The organism is Pseudomonas sp. SO81, assembly GCF_030374125.1.
Classification (GTDB): domain Bacteria; phylum Pseudomonadota; class Gammaproteobacteria; order Pseudomonadales; family Pseudomonadaceae; genus Aquipseudomonas.
Genome location: NZ_CP126126.1, coordinates 1,653,079 through 1,666,743, shown reverse-complemented (window position 1 = coordinate 1,666,743; position 13,665 = coordinate 1,653,079). Strand labels below are relative to the sequence as shown.

The 13,665-nt window shown below is 64.3% G+C and carries 14 protein-coding genes; 6 read left to right on the top strand and 8 right to left on the bottom strand.

The genetic code is table 11. From position 1 onward, the window contains the following. The first annotated feature begins 89 nt into the window (after window positions 1–89). Window positions 90–1,097, top strand: a complete 1,008-nt coding sequence (locus OH686_RS08040) for a DUF481 domain-containing protein (protein ID WP_289537599.1) — start codon at window positions 90–92, stop codon at window positions 1,095–1,097. 5 nt (window positions 1,098–1,102) lie between these two features. Here the strand turns inward: OH686_RS08040 and OH686_RS08035 are convergent, their stop codons facing one another. The 6 genes from OH686_RS08035 to OH686_RS08010 all read right to left on the bottom strand — a co-directional run bounded on the left by OH686_RS08035 (window position 1,103) and on the right by OH686_RS08010 (window position 6,099). After that, window positions 1,103–1,855, bottom strand: coding sequence for a phytanoyl-CoA dioxygenase family protein (locus tag OH686_RS08035; protein WP_289537597.1), 753 nt, complete (start codon window positions 1,853–1,855; stop codon window positions 1,103–1,105). A gap of 300 nt (window positions 1,856–2,155) precedes the next feature. Beyond that, the gene (locus OH686_RS08030; RefSeq protein WP_137974880.1) at window positions 2,156–2,956 is read right to left on the bottom strand and encodes a cyclic nucleotide-binding domain-containing protein; all 801 of its coding nucleotides are present in this window, start codon (window positions 2,954–2,956) and stop codon (window positions 2,156–2,158) included. Window positions 2,957–3,062: 106 nt separating this feature from the next. After that, window positions 3,063–3,335 (bottom strand): TfoX/Sxy family protein, encoded by a 273-nt coding sequence (locus OH686_RS08025; protein ID WP_137974879.1) that lies wholly within the window; start codon window positions 3,333–3,335, stop codon window positions 3,063–3,065. A 26-nt stretch (window positions 3,336–3,361) separates the two neighbouring features. Then, window positions 3,362–4,123, bottom strand: a complete 762-nt coding sequence (locus tag OH686_RS08020) for a class I SAM-dependent methyltransferase (protein ID WP_289537594.1) — start codon at window positions 4,121–4,123, stop codon at window positions 3,362–3,364. Between the two features lie 12 nt (window positions 4,124–4,135). After that, window positions 4,136–4,480 (bottom strand): pentapeptide repeat-containing protein, encoded by a 345-nt coding sequence (locus tag OH686_RS08015; RefSeq protein ID WP_137974877.1) that lies wholly within the window; start codon window positions 4,478–4,480, stop codon window positions 4,136–4,138. A 56-nt stretch (window positions 4,481–4,536) separates the two neighbouring features. Further along, entirely contained in the window at window positions 4,537–6,099 is a 1,563-nt protein-coding gene (locus OH686_RS08010; protein WP_289537591.1) for a bifunctional aminoglycoside phosphotransferase/ATP-binding protein, read from the bottom strand. Between the two features lie 118 nt (window positions 6,100–6,217). Between OH686_RS08010 and mrcB the strand changes: the two genes are divergently transcribed. From mrcB to OH686_RS07995, 3 genes are read left to right on the top strand one after another with little or no spacing between them, the layout of a single operon-like run. Next, on the top strand, window positions 6,218–8,536 hold the full coding sequence (gene mrcB, locus OH686_RS08005; RefSeq protein WP_289537589.1) for a penicillin-binding protein 1B: 2,319 nt from the start codon (window positions 6,218–6,220) through the stop codon (window positions 8,534–8,536). A gap of 22 nt (window positions 8,537–8,558) precedes the next feature. After that, the gene (locus OH686_RS08000; protein WP_289537587.1) at window positions 8,559–9,281 is read left to right on the top strand and encodes a tetratricopeptide repeat protein; all 723 of its coding nucleotides are present in this window, start codon (window positions 8,559–8,561) and stop codon (window positions 9,279–9,281) included. Further along, a complete protein-coding gene (locus OH686_RS07995) occupies window positions 9,281–9,610 on the top strand; it encodes a YqcC family protein (RefSeq protein WP_289537585.1) in 330 nt (109 codons plus the stop codon). Before OH686_RS08000 ends, OH686_RS07995 begins: the two co-directional genes overlap by 1 nt. A gap of 22 nt (window positions 9,611–9,632) precedes the next feature. On the opposite strand, the gene OH686_RS07990 is transcribed toward OH686_RS07995, so the two are convergent. Next, entirely contained in the window at window positions 9,633–10,067 is a 435-nt protein-coding gene (locus tag OH686_RS07990) for a DUF4124 domain-containing protein (RefSeq protein ID WP_289538866.1), read from the bottom strand. Window positions 10,068–10,476: 409 nt separating this feature from the next. Here OH686_RS07990 and OH686_RS07985 point away from each other — a divergent pair, with 409 nt between their 5' ends. Both OH686_RS07985 and ilvN read left to right on the top strand, forming a co-directional pair. Next, window positions 10,477–12,207 carry an acetolactate synthase 3 large subunit gene (locus OH686_RS07985; protein WP_289537583.1) on the top strand — a complete coding sequence of 577 codons (1,731 nt, stop codon included), beginning with the start codon at window positions 10,477–10,479 and terminating at the stop codon, window positions 12,205–12,207. Between the two features lie 2 nt (window positions 12,208–12,209). After that, window positions 12,210–12,701, top strand: a complete 492-nt coding sequence (ilvN, locus tag OH686_RS07980) for an acetolactate synthase small subunit (protein ID WP_137974870.1) — start codon at window positions 12,210–12,212, stop codon at window positions 12,699–12,701. 40 nt (window positions 12,702–12,741) lie between these two features. On the opposite strand, the gene ilvY is transcribed toward ilvN, so the two are convergent. Continuing rightward, window positions 12,742–13,623: an HTH-type transcriptional activator IlvY gene (gene ilvY, locus OH686_RS07975; RefSeq protein ID WP_289537579.1), complete on the bottom strand. Its 882-nt coding sequence runs from the start codon at window positions 13,621–13,623 to the stop codon at window positions 12,742–12,744. Window positions 13,624–13,665 lie beyond the last annotated feature (42 nt).

Genomic DNA, 13,665 nt, shown 5'->3' with positions numbered 1-13,665 from the left:
GGCTGTCATTCGCCGGTCTGTGCTTGCTCACGCGGTGTGCATCCGGATAATGCGCGCCTTTTTCCAGGACCAGCCTGTTGTCGATGCCCATGAAGCCGTCCCGCTCCCTGCTCTGCCTGGCGCTCGCCGCCGTTCCCACCTCGCTGCTCGCCGACACCGTCTGGCTGAAGAACGGCGACAAACTCACCGGTACCATCCGGCTGTTCGATAGCGGCAAGCTGCTGCTGCAGACGGAGTACGCCGGCAGCATCACCCTGGATGTGAAGAAGATCGCCACTCTGGAAAGCGACCACGCGCTGCTGGTGAAGCAGAACGATTTCGTCGGCGAGCATGCCAAGTCGCTCAAGCCGGCCGGGCAGGGCCAGGTCGAGCTGGTCAACGGCACGGCGCCGCGCGTGGTGGAGCTGGCGTCGATCAGCCAGATGCTGCCGCCCAAGCCGCTGGTGCAGGACCTGACCTGGGATGGCACGCTGGATTTCTCCGCCGACTACAAGCAGGCCGAGAACGACATCAAGGACTATGACATCGACCTCGATACCAAGGCGCGCCACGGCGCCTGGCGTCACGGCATCGCCGCCGAGTACGACCACGAGACCAAGGACGACGAGCGCAAGACCGACCGGGTCGAGCTGGAGTACGACCTCGATCGCTTCCTCACCCAGAAGTTCTTCTGGCAGGGCCAGCTGAAGTACAGCCACGACCGCATCGAGGACCTGGAGACCCAGCGCACCATCGGTACCGGCCCCGGCTACCAGTTCTGGGACAACGAACTGGGCGCCTTCTCCATTGCTGGCCTATTCAATCGCAACGACTACGTGTTCGCCGACGGCAGCAGCGAGCACTTCAACTCCGCCGCCATGGAGTGGGACTACAAGCGCTACCTGCACGGCAAGAATCTCGAGCTGTACACCCAGGGCGAACTGGGCGCGCCCTTCACCGACGAGATCGACTACGTCATCGATACCGAGGCCGGTGTGCGCTACAAGCTCAACAGCTGGGCGGCGCTGAGCCTCAAGGCCGAATGGGACAAGGTCGCCAGCGAGCATGGCGACACCAACGAGCGCCGCTACATGATCGGCCTGGGCGTGGGCTGGTAAGCCGCTCAGTCATACTCCGCCTCTGCATGGTCGCCCAGCAGCCTGAGCTGGCGCGGCGTACAGGCGGCCAGCACCTGCGGATTGAAGCGCCACTGCAGATAGGGCGAGAACTTCTGCGCCACCATGCGCCGGCCGTAATGCACCTGCAGCAGGTAGCGGCTGCGTTCGGCGGTGCGGTTGCGGCTGCCGGCGTGCCACAGCTCGCTGCGCAGGAACAGCACGTCGCCGGCGCGACACAGCACCGGTTGTGGTTCGTGACCGCGCCAATCCTGCTCGCCCTCTGCCGGCGGCCGACCGGCGCGGTGGCTGCCGGGAATCACCAGGGTCGGGCACAGGTCCTCGTCGATATCGCTCAGGTACAGCTGCGCTGTGCAGATCTGCATCGGCAGCTCGAAGGTCGGATCGTCCAGCAGGCTGCTCGGCAGCTGCATCGCCAGGTAGTCGAGATGCAGCTCGGCGCCGATGAAGCCGGGATGACAGCGCCATGCGGTCTGGCCGATCACATGGCAGTCGGCACCGAGCGCGGCCTCCGCCAGCTCGATCACGCCCGGCAGGTCCAGATAGGGCAGCCACAGCGGGTCGCGGTTGAACACGCATTTGTAGTGATCGACCAGGCCGGTGTAGTCCCAGTGCTGCGGCTGCAAGGCGTCGGTGGCGGCACGCAGTTCGGCGATCTGGCCGCTATCCAGCACGCCGCGCAGCAGCGCGAAGCCCTGCTGGTGCAGTGACTGCAGGTGGTGCGCGGTGGCCTGGTCCATGTGTATGTTCCGCTGGCGGAAGTCCTCTCCATGCTGGCACGCGCGCAAATCGCAGGCAAAAAAAAGACCCGGCAAAGTGCCGGGTCAATAACCGTGATTAGCCTGATGAGGAGATAATCTGAAGAGTCCGACTGCGTGGTCTCTTGAGCTTATCGGCTGATCTCGCGACCAGTTGCGGTAATAATAACAATTCTCATTTTGCAGTCAACGCTCGGATGAGAATTATTTTCGACTGGTTGGCAAAAGCTCGGAAAAACAAACCCCGGCCTGGGCCGGGGTTCTGGTGCGTCAGTGCAGGATTCAGGTGGGCTGCAGTTGGGTACGCAGCTGGGTGACTTCCTTGTTCAGCAGGTCGATGCGTCGCGCCATGCTCTCGATCAGGCTGTGGGCGATGCGCGGGTTGCTCTGCATCAGGCTGAGGAACTGATCCTTGGGGATCACCATCACGGTGCAGGGCTCGCTGGCGATTACCGTGGCGCTGCGCTTCTCGCGGGTGAATACGGCCATGGCGCCGAAGATCTCGTCCTTCTGCACGTCGCCGACCTTCTGCCCGTCGACATGGGCCTCGGCGTGGCCTTCGATGATCACAAACACGTGGTCGGCGTCATCGCCTTGGTGGATAAGCTCCTCGCCGGCGGCGAAGTGCTGGAAGCCGGTGGCCGGGCGGATTTCCGGCTGCTTGAGGCGCGCCAGGGCGTCGGAGAGCAGGGCGGTGTGGCCGATCAGGTACTGGATGAACAGCTCCTGGCGCTGCTCACTACCGTAGATGTGCTTGAACACCTCGTTGCGCGCATAGGGCACCAGGCTCAGCTGCTCTTCGCTGCTGTAACGGCAGCTGGGCAGGTCGATGCCCTGACGCAGGCCGACCAGATCGCCTTCCTGCAGATAGAACAGCGGGCGCTCATCGACCTGGGCGTGCAGCAGGCCGTTCTCGATGATGTACAGCTGGTTGCCGGGCAGGATCTTGGCCAGGTCATCGACCTGTTCCAGGCGCAGGGAGGCACCGCTGGGCTGCAGCCCGTCGAGCAACTGCGTGGGAATGCTCTGCAGGCGTTGGATCAGCTGGTCGGCGTAGGCCGGTTGCTCCCCGAGTAGGTACATAAAGGTAATTCCTTGAACTGGCTGCGCTGACGATAAGGCACGCGGGTGTCCGCAACAATAGGTGGCGACGTGGTACAGGTAAATCCCGCCGCTCGGAGGTTGTGAGCTAGCTCTTGTTGCTTGCCCCAGGTTCGTCCAGCTGGCCATTGAGTCTGGCCTTGAGCCCGGGGGGCAAGTCGTTCCAGTGGACGTCGAGCAAGGCGCCTTCGATCGCATAGAGCAGGACCTTGGAGGCGCGGAAACCACGGGCGCGTACCGCCCGGTAGGCGTCCACGGCGCCCAGGCGGCGCAGGTCGTTGGCGCTGTGAATGCCTACCGCGTGCAGCCACTGTGCCGAGGTCTTGCCCAGGTTCTTCAGGTGTTGCAATTCATCGTTCATAGCGCCTCCTTGCCTCTCTTGCGCAGTCACGAATGAGGCCGGGTCGGGAGGCCTGCGAGAAAGTGTAGCGGCCAACGCACAAAACGCTTTTGCTGCCCGTCGCCCCAGGCCTGGCGCAGCCTGGGCAACAGTTCCGGCAGGGGATCGCGGCCGCTGGCCTGCTCCAGCTTCTGCACGGCTGACCAGGTGCCGAGGTAGCCCAGCAGCTGCTGCAGATCCCACTCCAGCTCGATGGCGAAGGCCGGCACCTGGATGCGCGTGAAGGGCGGCTGGATATCGCGGTAGCCGGCATCGACGCTGGCGCGGCCGCTGGGCCAGTAGCCGCCCAGGGTGTTCCAGTAGAAGTCGTCGAGCACCGCGTCCAGCGCAGCGTCGATGCGCAGCAGGCTATAGCACCAGGCGCAGAACAGCCCGTCCGGCCTGAGCAGGCGGCGGGTCTCGGCGAAGAATGCCGGCGTGGCGAACCAGTGCAGGGCTTGGGCCACTACGATCAGATCGAGGCTGGCATCGGCCAGCGGCTGGGCGCTGGCGTCCGCGGCGAAGCAGTCGACGCCTTGCAGGTCGGGGGCGGCGCGTAGTTGCTCGGGGCTGCCGTCGCAGGCCAGCACCTGGTTGAAGTGTTGCAGCAGCGGGCGGCTGGCCTGGCCGTTGCCGCAGGCGATGTCCAGCGCGCGCTCCTGGCCGGGGCTGTTGGCGGCCAGCCAGGTGAACAGGCTGTCGGGATATTGCGGGCGGAAGCTGGCATAAGCGTCGGCACGATTGCCGAACAGGCGGGTGATCTCGCTCATGGAGCCTCGGCGTCAGAGGGGGCGATAGCGCATGCGGGTGCCGAACTGCATGGACAGGAGAATCTCGTCGGCGCACAGCTGGGCCGGGAAGTAGGCGCCGGAGATCTGCGCGTGAGCGATGCTGGCGCCTTCCAGGTTGGCCTCGCGCAGGTCCAGGCCGCGCAGGTCGGCGCCACGGAAATAGGCGTCGGTGAAATCGATGCGGCTGGCTTCCAGCAGACGCAGGTCGAGACCGCGCAGATCGGCGCCGCGCAGGTCGACGGGGCCGTCCTTGGGTTTCTGCTTGTTGAAGTCGGCAACCTTCTCGTCGCGCAGCAGGCGGTAGAGCGGGTTGTCCAGTTGGCGGGGCTGGCTCATGGGATGCCTCCATTCAGGGCCTGTCGGCAGTATAGACAGGCCCCGAAGGGTGCGACTCAGAGCCCGGGCAGACGCTGGCGAATGCTGTCGATCAGGCCGTCCAGGCTGGCCGCCTGGTGGGTGTCGACGCGGCGGCTGTGGGCCTGCTCGTCCGCATTCAGTTCGTCGCGGCTGGCTTGCTGGGCCTGGATCACTTCGAGGGTGGCGTCGGACGGGTCGTTGCCCTCGGCCTGGCGTTGCAGCAGCCAGGCGGCGATTACGTCCTGCGGGGCCTGGCAGTCGAGGATCAGGAACGGCGCGCCGTTCTGCTCGGCGACCTGCCAGGCGGCGGCGCGCTGGTCGTGCTTGAGGTAGGCGGCGTCCAGCACCACCGGGAAACCGGCGTGCAGGGCGCTTTCTGCCAGCTGATGCAGCCGGGCATAGGTCGCGGTGCTGGCTTCGGCGCTGTAGATGCCGTCGTTCAGGCTGCCCTTGGCGGCGTCCGGCTGCTCGCCGAACAGGCGCTTGCGCTCCACGTCCGAACGCAGGCGAATCGCGCCCAAGGCTTCGACCAGGCGCAGTGCCACCTGGCTCTTGCCGACGGCGGAGACGCCGCTGGTGATGGCCAGGAACGGCGTGGGAATGGCGCTGTAGCTTTCCGCCAGGTTGGCGTAGTTGCGGTACTGGCGCAGGGTGGCGGCCTTCTGCACCGCGTCGCTCTGGTGGGCCAGGCTGAACAGCGCGACCTTGGCCCGCACCAGGGCGCGGTGGGCCTTGTAGAGGTTGAACAGCTCCAGGGCGTCGTAGTCGCCGCTGCGCTCCAGCCAGGCGCTGACGAAACGGCGCGACAGGGCCTTGAGGCCGCGGTCTTCCAGGTCCATGGCGAGGAAGGCGGCGTCCAGGGCGATGTCGATCAGGCGGAACTCTTCATTGAATTCGATGCAGTCGAACAGCACGACCTTGCCATCGAGCAGGGTGGCGTTGCCCAGGTGGATATCGCCATGGCACTCGCGGATCGCGCCGGTCTCGGCGCGCCGGGCCAGCAGCGGCTCCAGGCGGGCGATGCTGGTTTCCACCCAGCCTTCCAGGGCCTCGAGCTGGCGCAGGTCGGCGGCGTCGGACAGCAGCGGGCGGATCTGCACGAAGTTCTGCCGCATCGGCGCGACGATGGCTTGCGGCTCGCACAGCGGGTGGTCGACAGCCACTGCCGGGGTGCGGCCGTGGAAGTCGGCGATCTGCTGGGCCAAGGCGTCGATATGCGCCGGGGTCAGCTCGCCGCGCGACTGCACGGCGCTGAGCAGTTGGGTCTGCGGGAACTGGCGCATCTTCAGCACGTATTCGATGGCCGCGCCTTCACCTCCCAGCTGCGGGGCGCTCTCGCTGCCGGTGATCGGCAGCACGTCCAGGTACAGGCCTTCGGTTAGGCGCTGGTTGAGGCGCAGCTCTTCGCCGCAGAAGTGCTGGCGCTTGCCCAGGTCGGTGAAGTCGAGGAAGCCGAAGTTGACCGGCTTCTTGATCTTGTAGGCGTAGGGACCAGTGAGCAGCACCCAGGAGATGTGCGTCTCGATGACCTGGAATCCTTCCACCGGATGGGGGTAGAGGGCCGGGTTCTGCAGGGCGGCGATCAGGGCTTGGCTCACGGTCTTTCCTTGTGCTTCTGGCATCGATAAGAGGCGGCATTATGGCCGCTGTGAGGCGCTCTGCAAACCGCCGGGGCGCGCCTGTCGGCCCCTGGCAAAGTGCGTATAATGCCGCGCCATGACTCGTTCCCGTACCCCCCGCAAAGGCGCCAAGCGCCGCGCCAGCAGCCGTTCCTGGCTGGGCTGGCTGTTCAAGCTGTCGCTGGTCGGCCTGGTGCTGCTGGCCGGTTTCGCCGTTTACCTGGACGCCGTGGTGCAGGAGAAATTCTCCGGCAAGCGCTGGACGGTGCCGGCCAAGGTCTACGCGCGGCCGCTGGAGCTGTTCGTCGGCCAGAAGCTGAGCAAGGAGGACTTCCTCACCGAGCTGGATGCCCTCGGCTATCGCCGCGAAGGCGCCGCCAACGGCCCGGGTGCGGCGGCGGTGAACGGCAATCTGGTCGACCTGCATACCCGCGGCTTCCAGTTCTACGAGGGCAACGAACCGGCCCAGCGGGTGCGGGTGAAGTTCTCCGGCGACTACGTGGCCGGCCTCAATCAGGGCAGTGGTGCCAAGCTGGCGGTGGCGCGCATGGAGCCGCTGCTGATCGGCGGCCTGTACCCGGCGCATCACGAGGACCGCATCCTGATCAAGCTGGATCAGGTGCCGCCGTACCTGGTCGAGACTCTGGTGGCGGTGGAGGATCGCGAGTTCTTCAATCACTTCGGTGTGTCGCCCAAGGGCATCGCCCGCGCCGTGTGGATCAACGCGACGGCCGGCCAGCTGCGCCAGGGCGGCAGTACCCTGACCCAGCAGTTGGTGAAGAACTTCTACCTCACCAGCGAGCGCAGCCTGACCCGCAAGCTGACCGAAGCCATGATGGCGGTGTTGCTGGAGCTGCACTACGACAAGAAGGAAATCCTCGAGGCCTACCTCAACGAGGTGTTCCTCGGTCAGGACGGCCAGCGCGCGGTGCATGGTTTCGGTCTTGCCAGCCAGTACTTCTTCAGTCAACCACTGGGCGAGCTGAAGCTCGAGCAGGTAGCCCTGCTGGTCGGCATGGTCAAGGGGCCGACCGTATACAATCCGCGGCGCAATCCGGAGCTGGCGCTCAAGCGCCGCAATCTGGTGCTCGATCTGCTGGCGGAGCAGGGCGTGGTCACCGCCGAAGTGGCAGAGGCGGCCAAGCAGAAGCCGCTGGGCGTGACCAAGCGCGGCAGCCTGGCCGACAGCTCGTTCCCCGGCTTCCTCGACCTGGTCAAGCGCCAGCTGCGCGAGGACTACCGCGAGGAAGACCTGACCGAAGAAGGCCTGCGCATCTTCACCAGCTTCGATCCGATCCTGCAGCTCAAGGCCGAGTCGGCGCTGGGCGAGACCCTCAAGCGCCTATCGGGGCGCAAGGGTGTGGACGAAGTGGAAGCGGCCATGGTGGTTACCAATCCGGAGACCGGCGAGATACAGGCGCTGATCGGCAGTCGCCAGCCGCGCTTCGCCGGTTTCAACCGGGTGCTGGACGCCAATCGGCCGATCGGCTCGCTGATCAAGCCGGCCGTGTATCTCACCGCCCTTGAGCGTCCGAGTCAGTACACCCTGACCAGCTGGCTGGAGGACACGCCGTTCTCCGTCAAGGGTCAGGATGGCCAGGTCTGGCGGCCGAAGAACTACGACGGCAAGGCCCACGGCTCCATCTATCTCTATCAGGGCCTGGCCAACTCCTACAACCTGTCGACTGCCAAGCTGGGCCTGGAACTGGGCGTGCCGAATGTGCTCAAAACCCTCGAGCGCCTGGGCGTCCAGCGTGAGTGGCCGGCCTATCCTTCGATGCTGCTGGGCGCCGGCGCGCTGAGTCCGATGGAAGTGGCCACCATGTACCAGACCCTGGCCAACGGCGGCTTCAATACGCCGTTGCGCGGTATTCGCAGCGTGCTGGCCGCCGAGGGTGAGCCGCTCAAGCGCTACCCCTTCCAGATCCAGCAGCGTTTCGATCCGGGCGCCATCTACCTGGTGCAGAACGCCATGCAGCGGGTCATGCGCGAAGGCACCGGGCGCTCGGTGTACAGTCAGCTACCGGCGTCGCTGAATCTGGCTGGCAAGACCGGTACCAGCAACGACTCGCGTGACAGCTGGTTCGCCGGCTTCAGTCAGGATCTGCTGGCAGTGGTATGGATGGGGCGCGACGACAACGGCACGACACCGCTGACCGGCGCCACCGGCGCTCTACAGGTCTGGACCGGTTTCATGAAAAAGGCCGATCCGCTGCCGCTGGATATGCCGATGCCGGACAATGTCACGCCGGCCTGGGTGGACGCTTATAGCGGCCAGGGCTCCGCCGCTGGCTGCCCGAATGCTGTGGAAATACCCTATATCCGCGGCAGCGAGCCGGCTCCCGGTCAGCCCTGCGGCCTGCTGGAGGCTCCGGCGGACAACGTGATGGACTGGGTGCGTGGCTGGCTCAACTGAATTCGCTGAAGTGAGAAAATGCATGGCTAAGTGGTGGGTTTGCGTATTGCTGGCGTCGGCGGTTCTGTCCGGTTGCGCCAGTGTGCCCAGGGGGGCGATTCCGGTGCAGGACTCCTCGGGTCGCCTGATGGAAGACGAGCAGGGCGCCTTCGCCGGCCGCGGTGCAACGAGTGCCCAGCCGCAACAGGCGCAGCCCCAGAGCCTGCCGGAGGATTCCGGCGTGGTGGTTATGGTGCCGGGCGGCGTGACTTCCGCGCCGCTGGAAACCTATCCTGACGGCAGCAGCGCGACGCCGGCTACATACGGCTCGGCGCCGCTGAGCAGCGGCCCGATTTCCAGCGCGGGTGCCTATCAGCAGCCGAGCTCACCCAGCATGCCCAGCGGTATTCCCGCCGGCGGTAGCCTGGCCGGCGATGAACAGCTGGATGGTCCGGTGCTGGCGCTGCTCACCAGCGCCCAGCAGCAACAGGGCAGCGGTGATCTGGAAGGCGCCTCGTCCAGCCTGGAGCGTGCCCAGCGCATAGCCCCGCGGGAGCCGCAGGTGCTCTATCGCCTGGCCGAGGTGCGTCTGGCCCAAGGGGATGCGGCCCAGGCCGAACAGCTGGCGCGCCGTGGTCTGAGCTTCGCCAGTGGTCGCCCGGCCCTGCAGGCCGGCCTGTGGGGGCTGATCGGTCAGGCTCGTGAGCGTCAGGGCGACCCCGCCGGCGCCGCTCAGGCCCGTGAACGGGCGCGGGTCAATCTCTGATGGATTCGCGCGTCTCGGCGTTGGCCGATCAACTTCTGCTGATCGAGCGGGAGTTGCGTGTGCTGGGTATGTGGTCGGCCGAGTCGCCGTCTGCCGAGGCGCTGGCCAGCCAACAGCCATTCTGCGTCGACACCTTGGACTTCGAGGCTTGGCTGCAGTGGCTGTTCTTGCCACGGATGAAACAGTTGCTGGAGGCTGCGGGCCCTCTGCCGACGGCATCCGGCATCCGGCCGATGGCCGAAGAGCGCTACAAGGGGCGTGAGGCTGAGGTGGGGGCGCTGTTGGCGGCGCTGGGAGAGTTCGATCGTCTCATCGGGAGTGCTCGCTGAGCGCTCCCTTACGAGTTGCTCGTTACTGGCAGTTTTCCTTGATCGATGCCTCGCTCTTGGCGATGCGGTCCTGGCGCTCTTCTTCAGTAAGGCGACGCAGTTCGCCGCCGTCATCGATGCGTACGCGAGGACTTGCCTTCATCTGCGCCAGATCCTTGCGAATGCGTTCGCAATAGACCTTCATTTCCTCCTCGCGCTCGGCCGCCTGGCTGCGGGCCTGCTGATCGAGCTTCTCCTGTTCCTCATCCTTCGCCTCGGTCTTCAGCGTCGGTGCAGCCGGCGCGGTTACCTTGGGCTGGGAGATATTCGGATTGACCGCTGCGGCATCCTGGCCTTCCGGCGGCTGCGAGCCAAAGTGAACATTGCCTTGGCCATCCACCCACTTGTAAATCTGGCCGGCAGTGGCACCAGTGCTCAGGGCGAGCAGCACACTGCACGCGAGAATCATGCGACGCATGTCGTTTCCTTTATATCGGCAGCAAAACCTGCCCGTTACTATAACCAAAACCCGCGAATCTTCATCCTGCGCCATGTCACAAGCCGGTAGCGCAAGAAACTGTGACGTATAACTTGACTTGGCGTTCGCTAATCCGAACAATCGGCCCTTCGTGCTGTTGTGAGGTCCGCCGCAAGCGTCCCTCAGCTCAGTGGAAAAAGGCGCTATCCGTGCCGACCCCCGTTACACCCGCAACGCGTTACCTCGCGCTGGGAAGGAAAGGCTCCGCAAGATTGGGCCGTTCCGCTACTCGTCAGGCAGACCCCTGCATTATCAGCGACCACAGTCGCGCCCGTCCGCTGACCAGTAAGACCTACTCAAAGGACCACTCGTTGTCGGGTGGTGATCTGGCGTTCTAGAGGTGAACAACGTGGAGCTTTTATCCGGCGCTGAAATGGTCGTCCGCTCGCTGCGTGACGAAGGCGTTAAGTACATCTATGGGTACCCGGGCGGTGCCCTCCTGCACATCTACGATGCCCTGTTCAAGGAACCGGAAGTTACCCACATCCTGGTTCGTCACGAGCAGGCCGCCACTCACATGGCCGACGGCTACGCCCGCGCCACCGGCAAGGCTGGTGTGGTGCTGGTGACTTCCGGCCCGGGGGCGACCAATGCCATTACCGGCATTGCCACCGCCTACATGGACTCGATCCCGATGGTGATCATCTCCGGTCAGGTGCCCAGCACCGTGGTCGGTACCGACGCCTTCCAGGAAACCGACATGGTCGGTATCTCGCGTCCGATCGTGAAGCACAGCTTCATCATCAAGCATCCTTCGGAAATCCCCGAAGTGATCAAGAAGGCTTTCTACCTCGCCCAGTCCGGTCGTCCCGGCCCGGTGGTCGTGGATATCCCCAAGGACATGGGCGATCCGTCGCAGAAGTTCGAGTACAGCTACCCGAAGAAGGTCAAGCTGCGCTCCTACAGCCCGGCTGCCCGTGGCCATTCGGGACAGATCCGCAAGGCCGCCGAGATGATTCTGGCCGCCAAGCGTCCGGTCATGTACTCCGGTGGCGGCGTGGTAATGGGCGGCGCTTCCGAGCCGCTGACCGAGCTGGCGCGCATGCTCAATATTCCGGTGACCAACACCCTGATGGGTCTTGGCGCATTCCCCGGCACCGATCGCCAGTTCGTTGGTATGCTCGGCATGCACGGCAGCTACACCGCCAACCTGGCCATGCACCACGCCGACGTGATTCTGGCCGTTGGCGCGCGTTTCGATGACCGTGTAATCAACGGTGAGACCGCGGCCAAGTTCTGCCCGAACGCCAAGATCATCCATATCGACATCGACCCGGCCTCGATCTCCAAGACGGTCAAGGCCGACATCCCGATCGTTGGCCCGGTGGACAGCGTGCTGACCGAGATGGTCGCCATCCTCAAGGAAATCGGCGAGACCCCGAACAAGGAAACCGTCGCCAACTGGTGGAAGCAGATCGACGAGTGGCGCGGTAGCGGCCGCCTGTTCCCCTACAACGAGGGCGACGGCAGCATCATCAAGCCGCAGGCGGTGATCGAGACCCTCAGCGAAGTGACCCGTGGCGACGCCTACATCACCTCCGACGTGGGCCAGCACCAGATGTTCGCGGCGCAGTACTACAAGTTCAACAAGCCCAATCGCTGGATCAACTCCGGTGGCCTGGGCACCATGGGCTTCGGCTTCCCAGCGGCCATGGGCGTCAAGCTGAACTTCCCGGAGGCCGACGTGGCCTGCGTCACCGGCGAGGGCAGCATCCAGATGAACATCCAGGAGCTGTCGACCTGCCTGCAGTACGACCTGCCGGTGAAGATCATCAACCTGAACAACGGTGCCCTGGGCATGGTTCGCCAGTGGCAGGACATGCAGTACAGCAGCCGTTATTCGCACTCCTACATGGAATCGCTGCCTGACTTCGTCAAGCTGGCCGAGGCCTATGGTCACGTGGGCATGCGCATCACCGACCTGAAAGACCTCAAGCCGAAGATGGAAGAAGCCTTCGCCATGAAGAACCGCCTGGTGTTCCTCGACATCGCCGTGGATACCAGCGAGCACGTGTACCCGATGCAGATTCGCGGCGGTGCCATGCGTGACATGTGGCTGAGCAAGACGGAGCGGACCTGAACATGCGCCATATTATCTCCCTGTTGCTGGAAAACGAACCCGGCGCCCTGTCCCGCGTGGTCGGCCTGTTCTCCCAGCGCAACTACAACATCGAAAGCCTTACCGTGGCGCCGACCGAGGACCCGACCCTGTCGCGTCTGACGCTGACCACCGTGGGGCATGACGATGTGATCGAGCAGATCACCAAGAACCTCAACAAGCTGATCGAAGTGGTCAAGCTGGTGAATCTGTCGGAAAGCGCCCACATCGAGCGCGAACTGATGCTGGTGAAAGTGAAGGCCACGGGTGCCCAGCGCGCCGAGGTCAAGCGCACCACCGACATCTTCCGCGGGCAGATCGTCGACGTGACCAGCAGCGTCTATACCATCCAGTTGACCGGTACCAGCGACAAGCTGGACAGCTTCATCCAGGCCATCGGCACCGCGTCGATCCTGGAGACCGTACGCAGCGGTGTCACCGGTATTGCGCGTGGCGACAAGGTCCTGAGTATCTGATCGTCATGTTGCGAAAGAGCCCCGCCCAGTGCGGGGCTTTTTATTTCTGGCGGTTCCAGAAGGCGGCGATCAGCGGATCTTTGAGGCGCTTCTGCAGGGCGAACAGGCCGATGTCGTAAGCGGTCAGCGGCGGCTGGATATCGTAGATGCGGATTCGTGCGGCCAGCGGGCTGTTGTCCAGCACGATCTGTGGCACCACGCCGATGCCGAACCCCAGGCTCACCATGCTGACGATGGCTTCGTTGCCGCTCACCTGGGCATAGATGCGCGGCTTGATGTTGTGGCTCTTCAGCCAGCGGTCGGTGCGCGTTCGCGCCAGCCCCTCTTCCGAGAGGATCATCGGTACGTCTTTCCAGCTTTCCGCACTGGGGTGTTTCAGTTGTTCGTCGCTGAGTAGCTGCGATGACTGGGGGCCGATGAAGCGCAGCTCGGAGCGGGCGATGGGCTGAAACGCGATGTCGGTCGGCAGGTTGTCCGGGCGAGCGCCGATGGCCAGGTCTTCCAGTTCCTGCTGCACGCGCTCGACGGCCTTGGCAGGGTCGCCGGTGTGCAGCTTCATCTCGATGCGCGGGTAGTTCTGCCGGAAGCTGCTGAGGATGTCGTACAGAAAGCTGTAGCTGGCCGTGACCGAGCAATACAGGGAGAGCTCGCCGTGCAGGATCAACTGGTCCTGCTTGAATGTCTGGCGGATGGCCTGCCAGCCGTTCATGACTTCCTGGGCGTACTCGCGAAACTGCTGGCCCTCGCGGGTCAGGCGCACCGAGCGGTTGTCGCGCAGAAATAGCGGGGCGCCAAGTTCATCTTCGAGTTGCTTGATGCTGCGGCTGAGGGCGGAAGGACTGACGTGCTGTTCACGGCTGGTTTTACCGAAGTGCAGGTTGTCTGCCAAAGAAAGAAAAAGCCTGAGTGCGTGGCTGTCCATATCCGTTTCATATATCGGCATGTTGTATTGCAAATATATCAT

What these genes read in the sequence shown, in the direction of transcription:
- mrcB (WP_289537589.1), top strand. Translation starts at nt 6,218, where the DNA reads ATGACTCGTTCCCGTACCCCCCGCAAAGGCGCCAAGCGCCGCGCCAGC.
- OH686_RS08030 (WP_137974880.1), bottom strand. Translation starts at nt 2,956, where the DNA reads ATGTACCTACTCGGGGAGCAACCGGCCTACGCCGACCAGCTGATCCAA.
- ilvY (WP_289537579.1), bottom strand. Translation starts at nt 13,623, where the DNA reads ATGGACAGCCACGCACTCAGGCTTTTTCTTTCTTTGGCAGACAACCTG.
- OH686_RS07990 (WP_289538866.1), bottom strand. Translation starts at nt 10,067, where the DNA reads ATGCGTCGCATGATTCTCGCGTGCAGTGTGCTGCTCGCCCTGAGCACT.
- OH686_RS08020 (WP_289537594.1), bottom strand. Translation starts at nt 4,123, where the DNA reads ATGAGCGAGATCACCCGCCTGTTCGGCAATCGTGCCGACGCTTATGCC.
- OH686_RS08035 (WP_289537597.1), bottom strand. Translation starts at nt 1,855, where the DNA reads ATGGACCAGGCCACCGCGCACCACCTGCAGTCACTGCACCAGCAGGGC.
- OH686_RS08000 (WP_289537587.1), top strand. Translation starts at nt 8,559, where the DNA reads ATGGCTAAGTGGTGGGTTTGCGTATTGCTGGCGTCGGCGGTTCTGTCC.
- OH686_RS08040 (WP_289537599.1), top strand. Translation starts at nt 90, where the DNA reads ATGAAGCCGTCCCGCTCCCTGCTCTGCCTGGCGCTCGCCGCCGTTCCC.
- OH686_RS07995 (WP_289537585.1), top strand. Translation starts at nt 9,281, where the DNA reads ATGGATTCGCGCGTCTCGGCGTTGGCCGATCAACTTCTGCTGATCGAG.
- OH686_RS08015 (WP_137974877.1), bottom strand. Translation starts at nt 4,480, where the DNA reads ATGAGCCAGCCCCGCCAACTGGACAACCCGCTCTACCGCCTGCTGCGC.
- OH686_RS08025 (WP_137974879.1), bottom strand. Translation starts at nt 3,335, where the DNA reads ATGAACGATGAATTGCAACACCTGAAGAACCTGGGCAAGACCTCGGCA.
- ilvN (WP_137974870.1), top strand. Translation starts at nt 12,210, where the DNA reads ATGCGCCATATTATCTCCCTGTTGCTGGAAAACGAACCCGGCGCCCTG.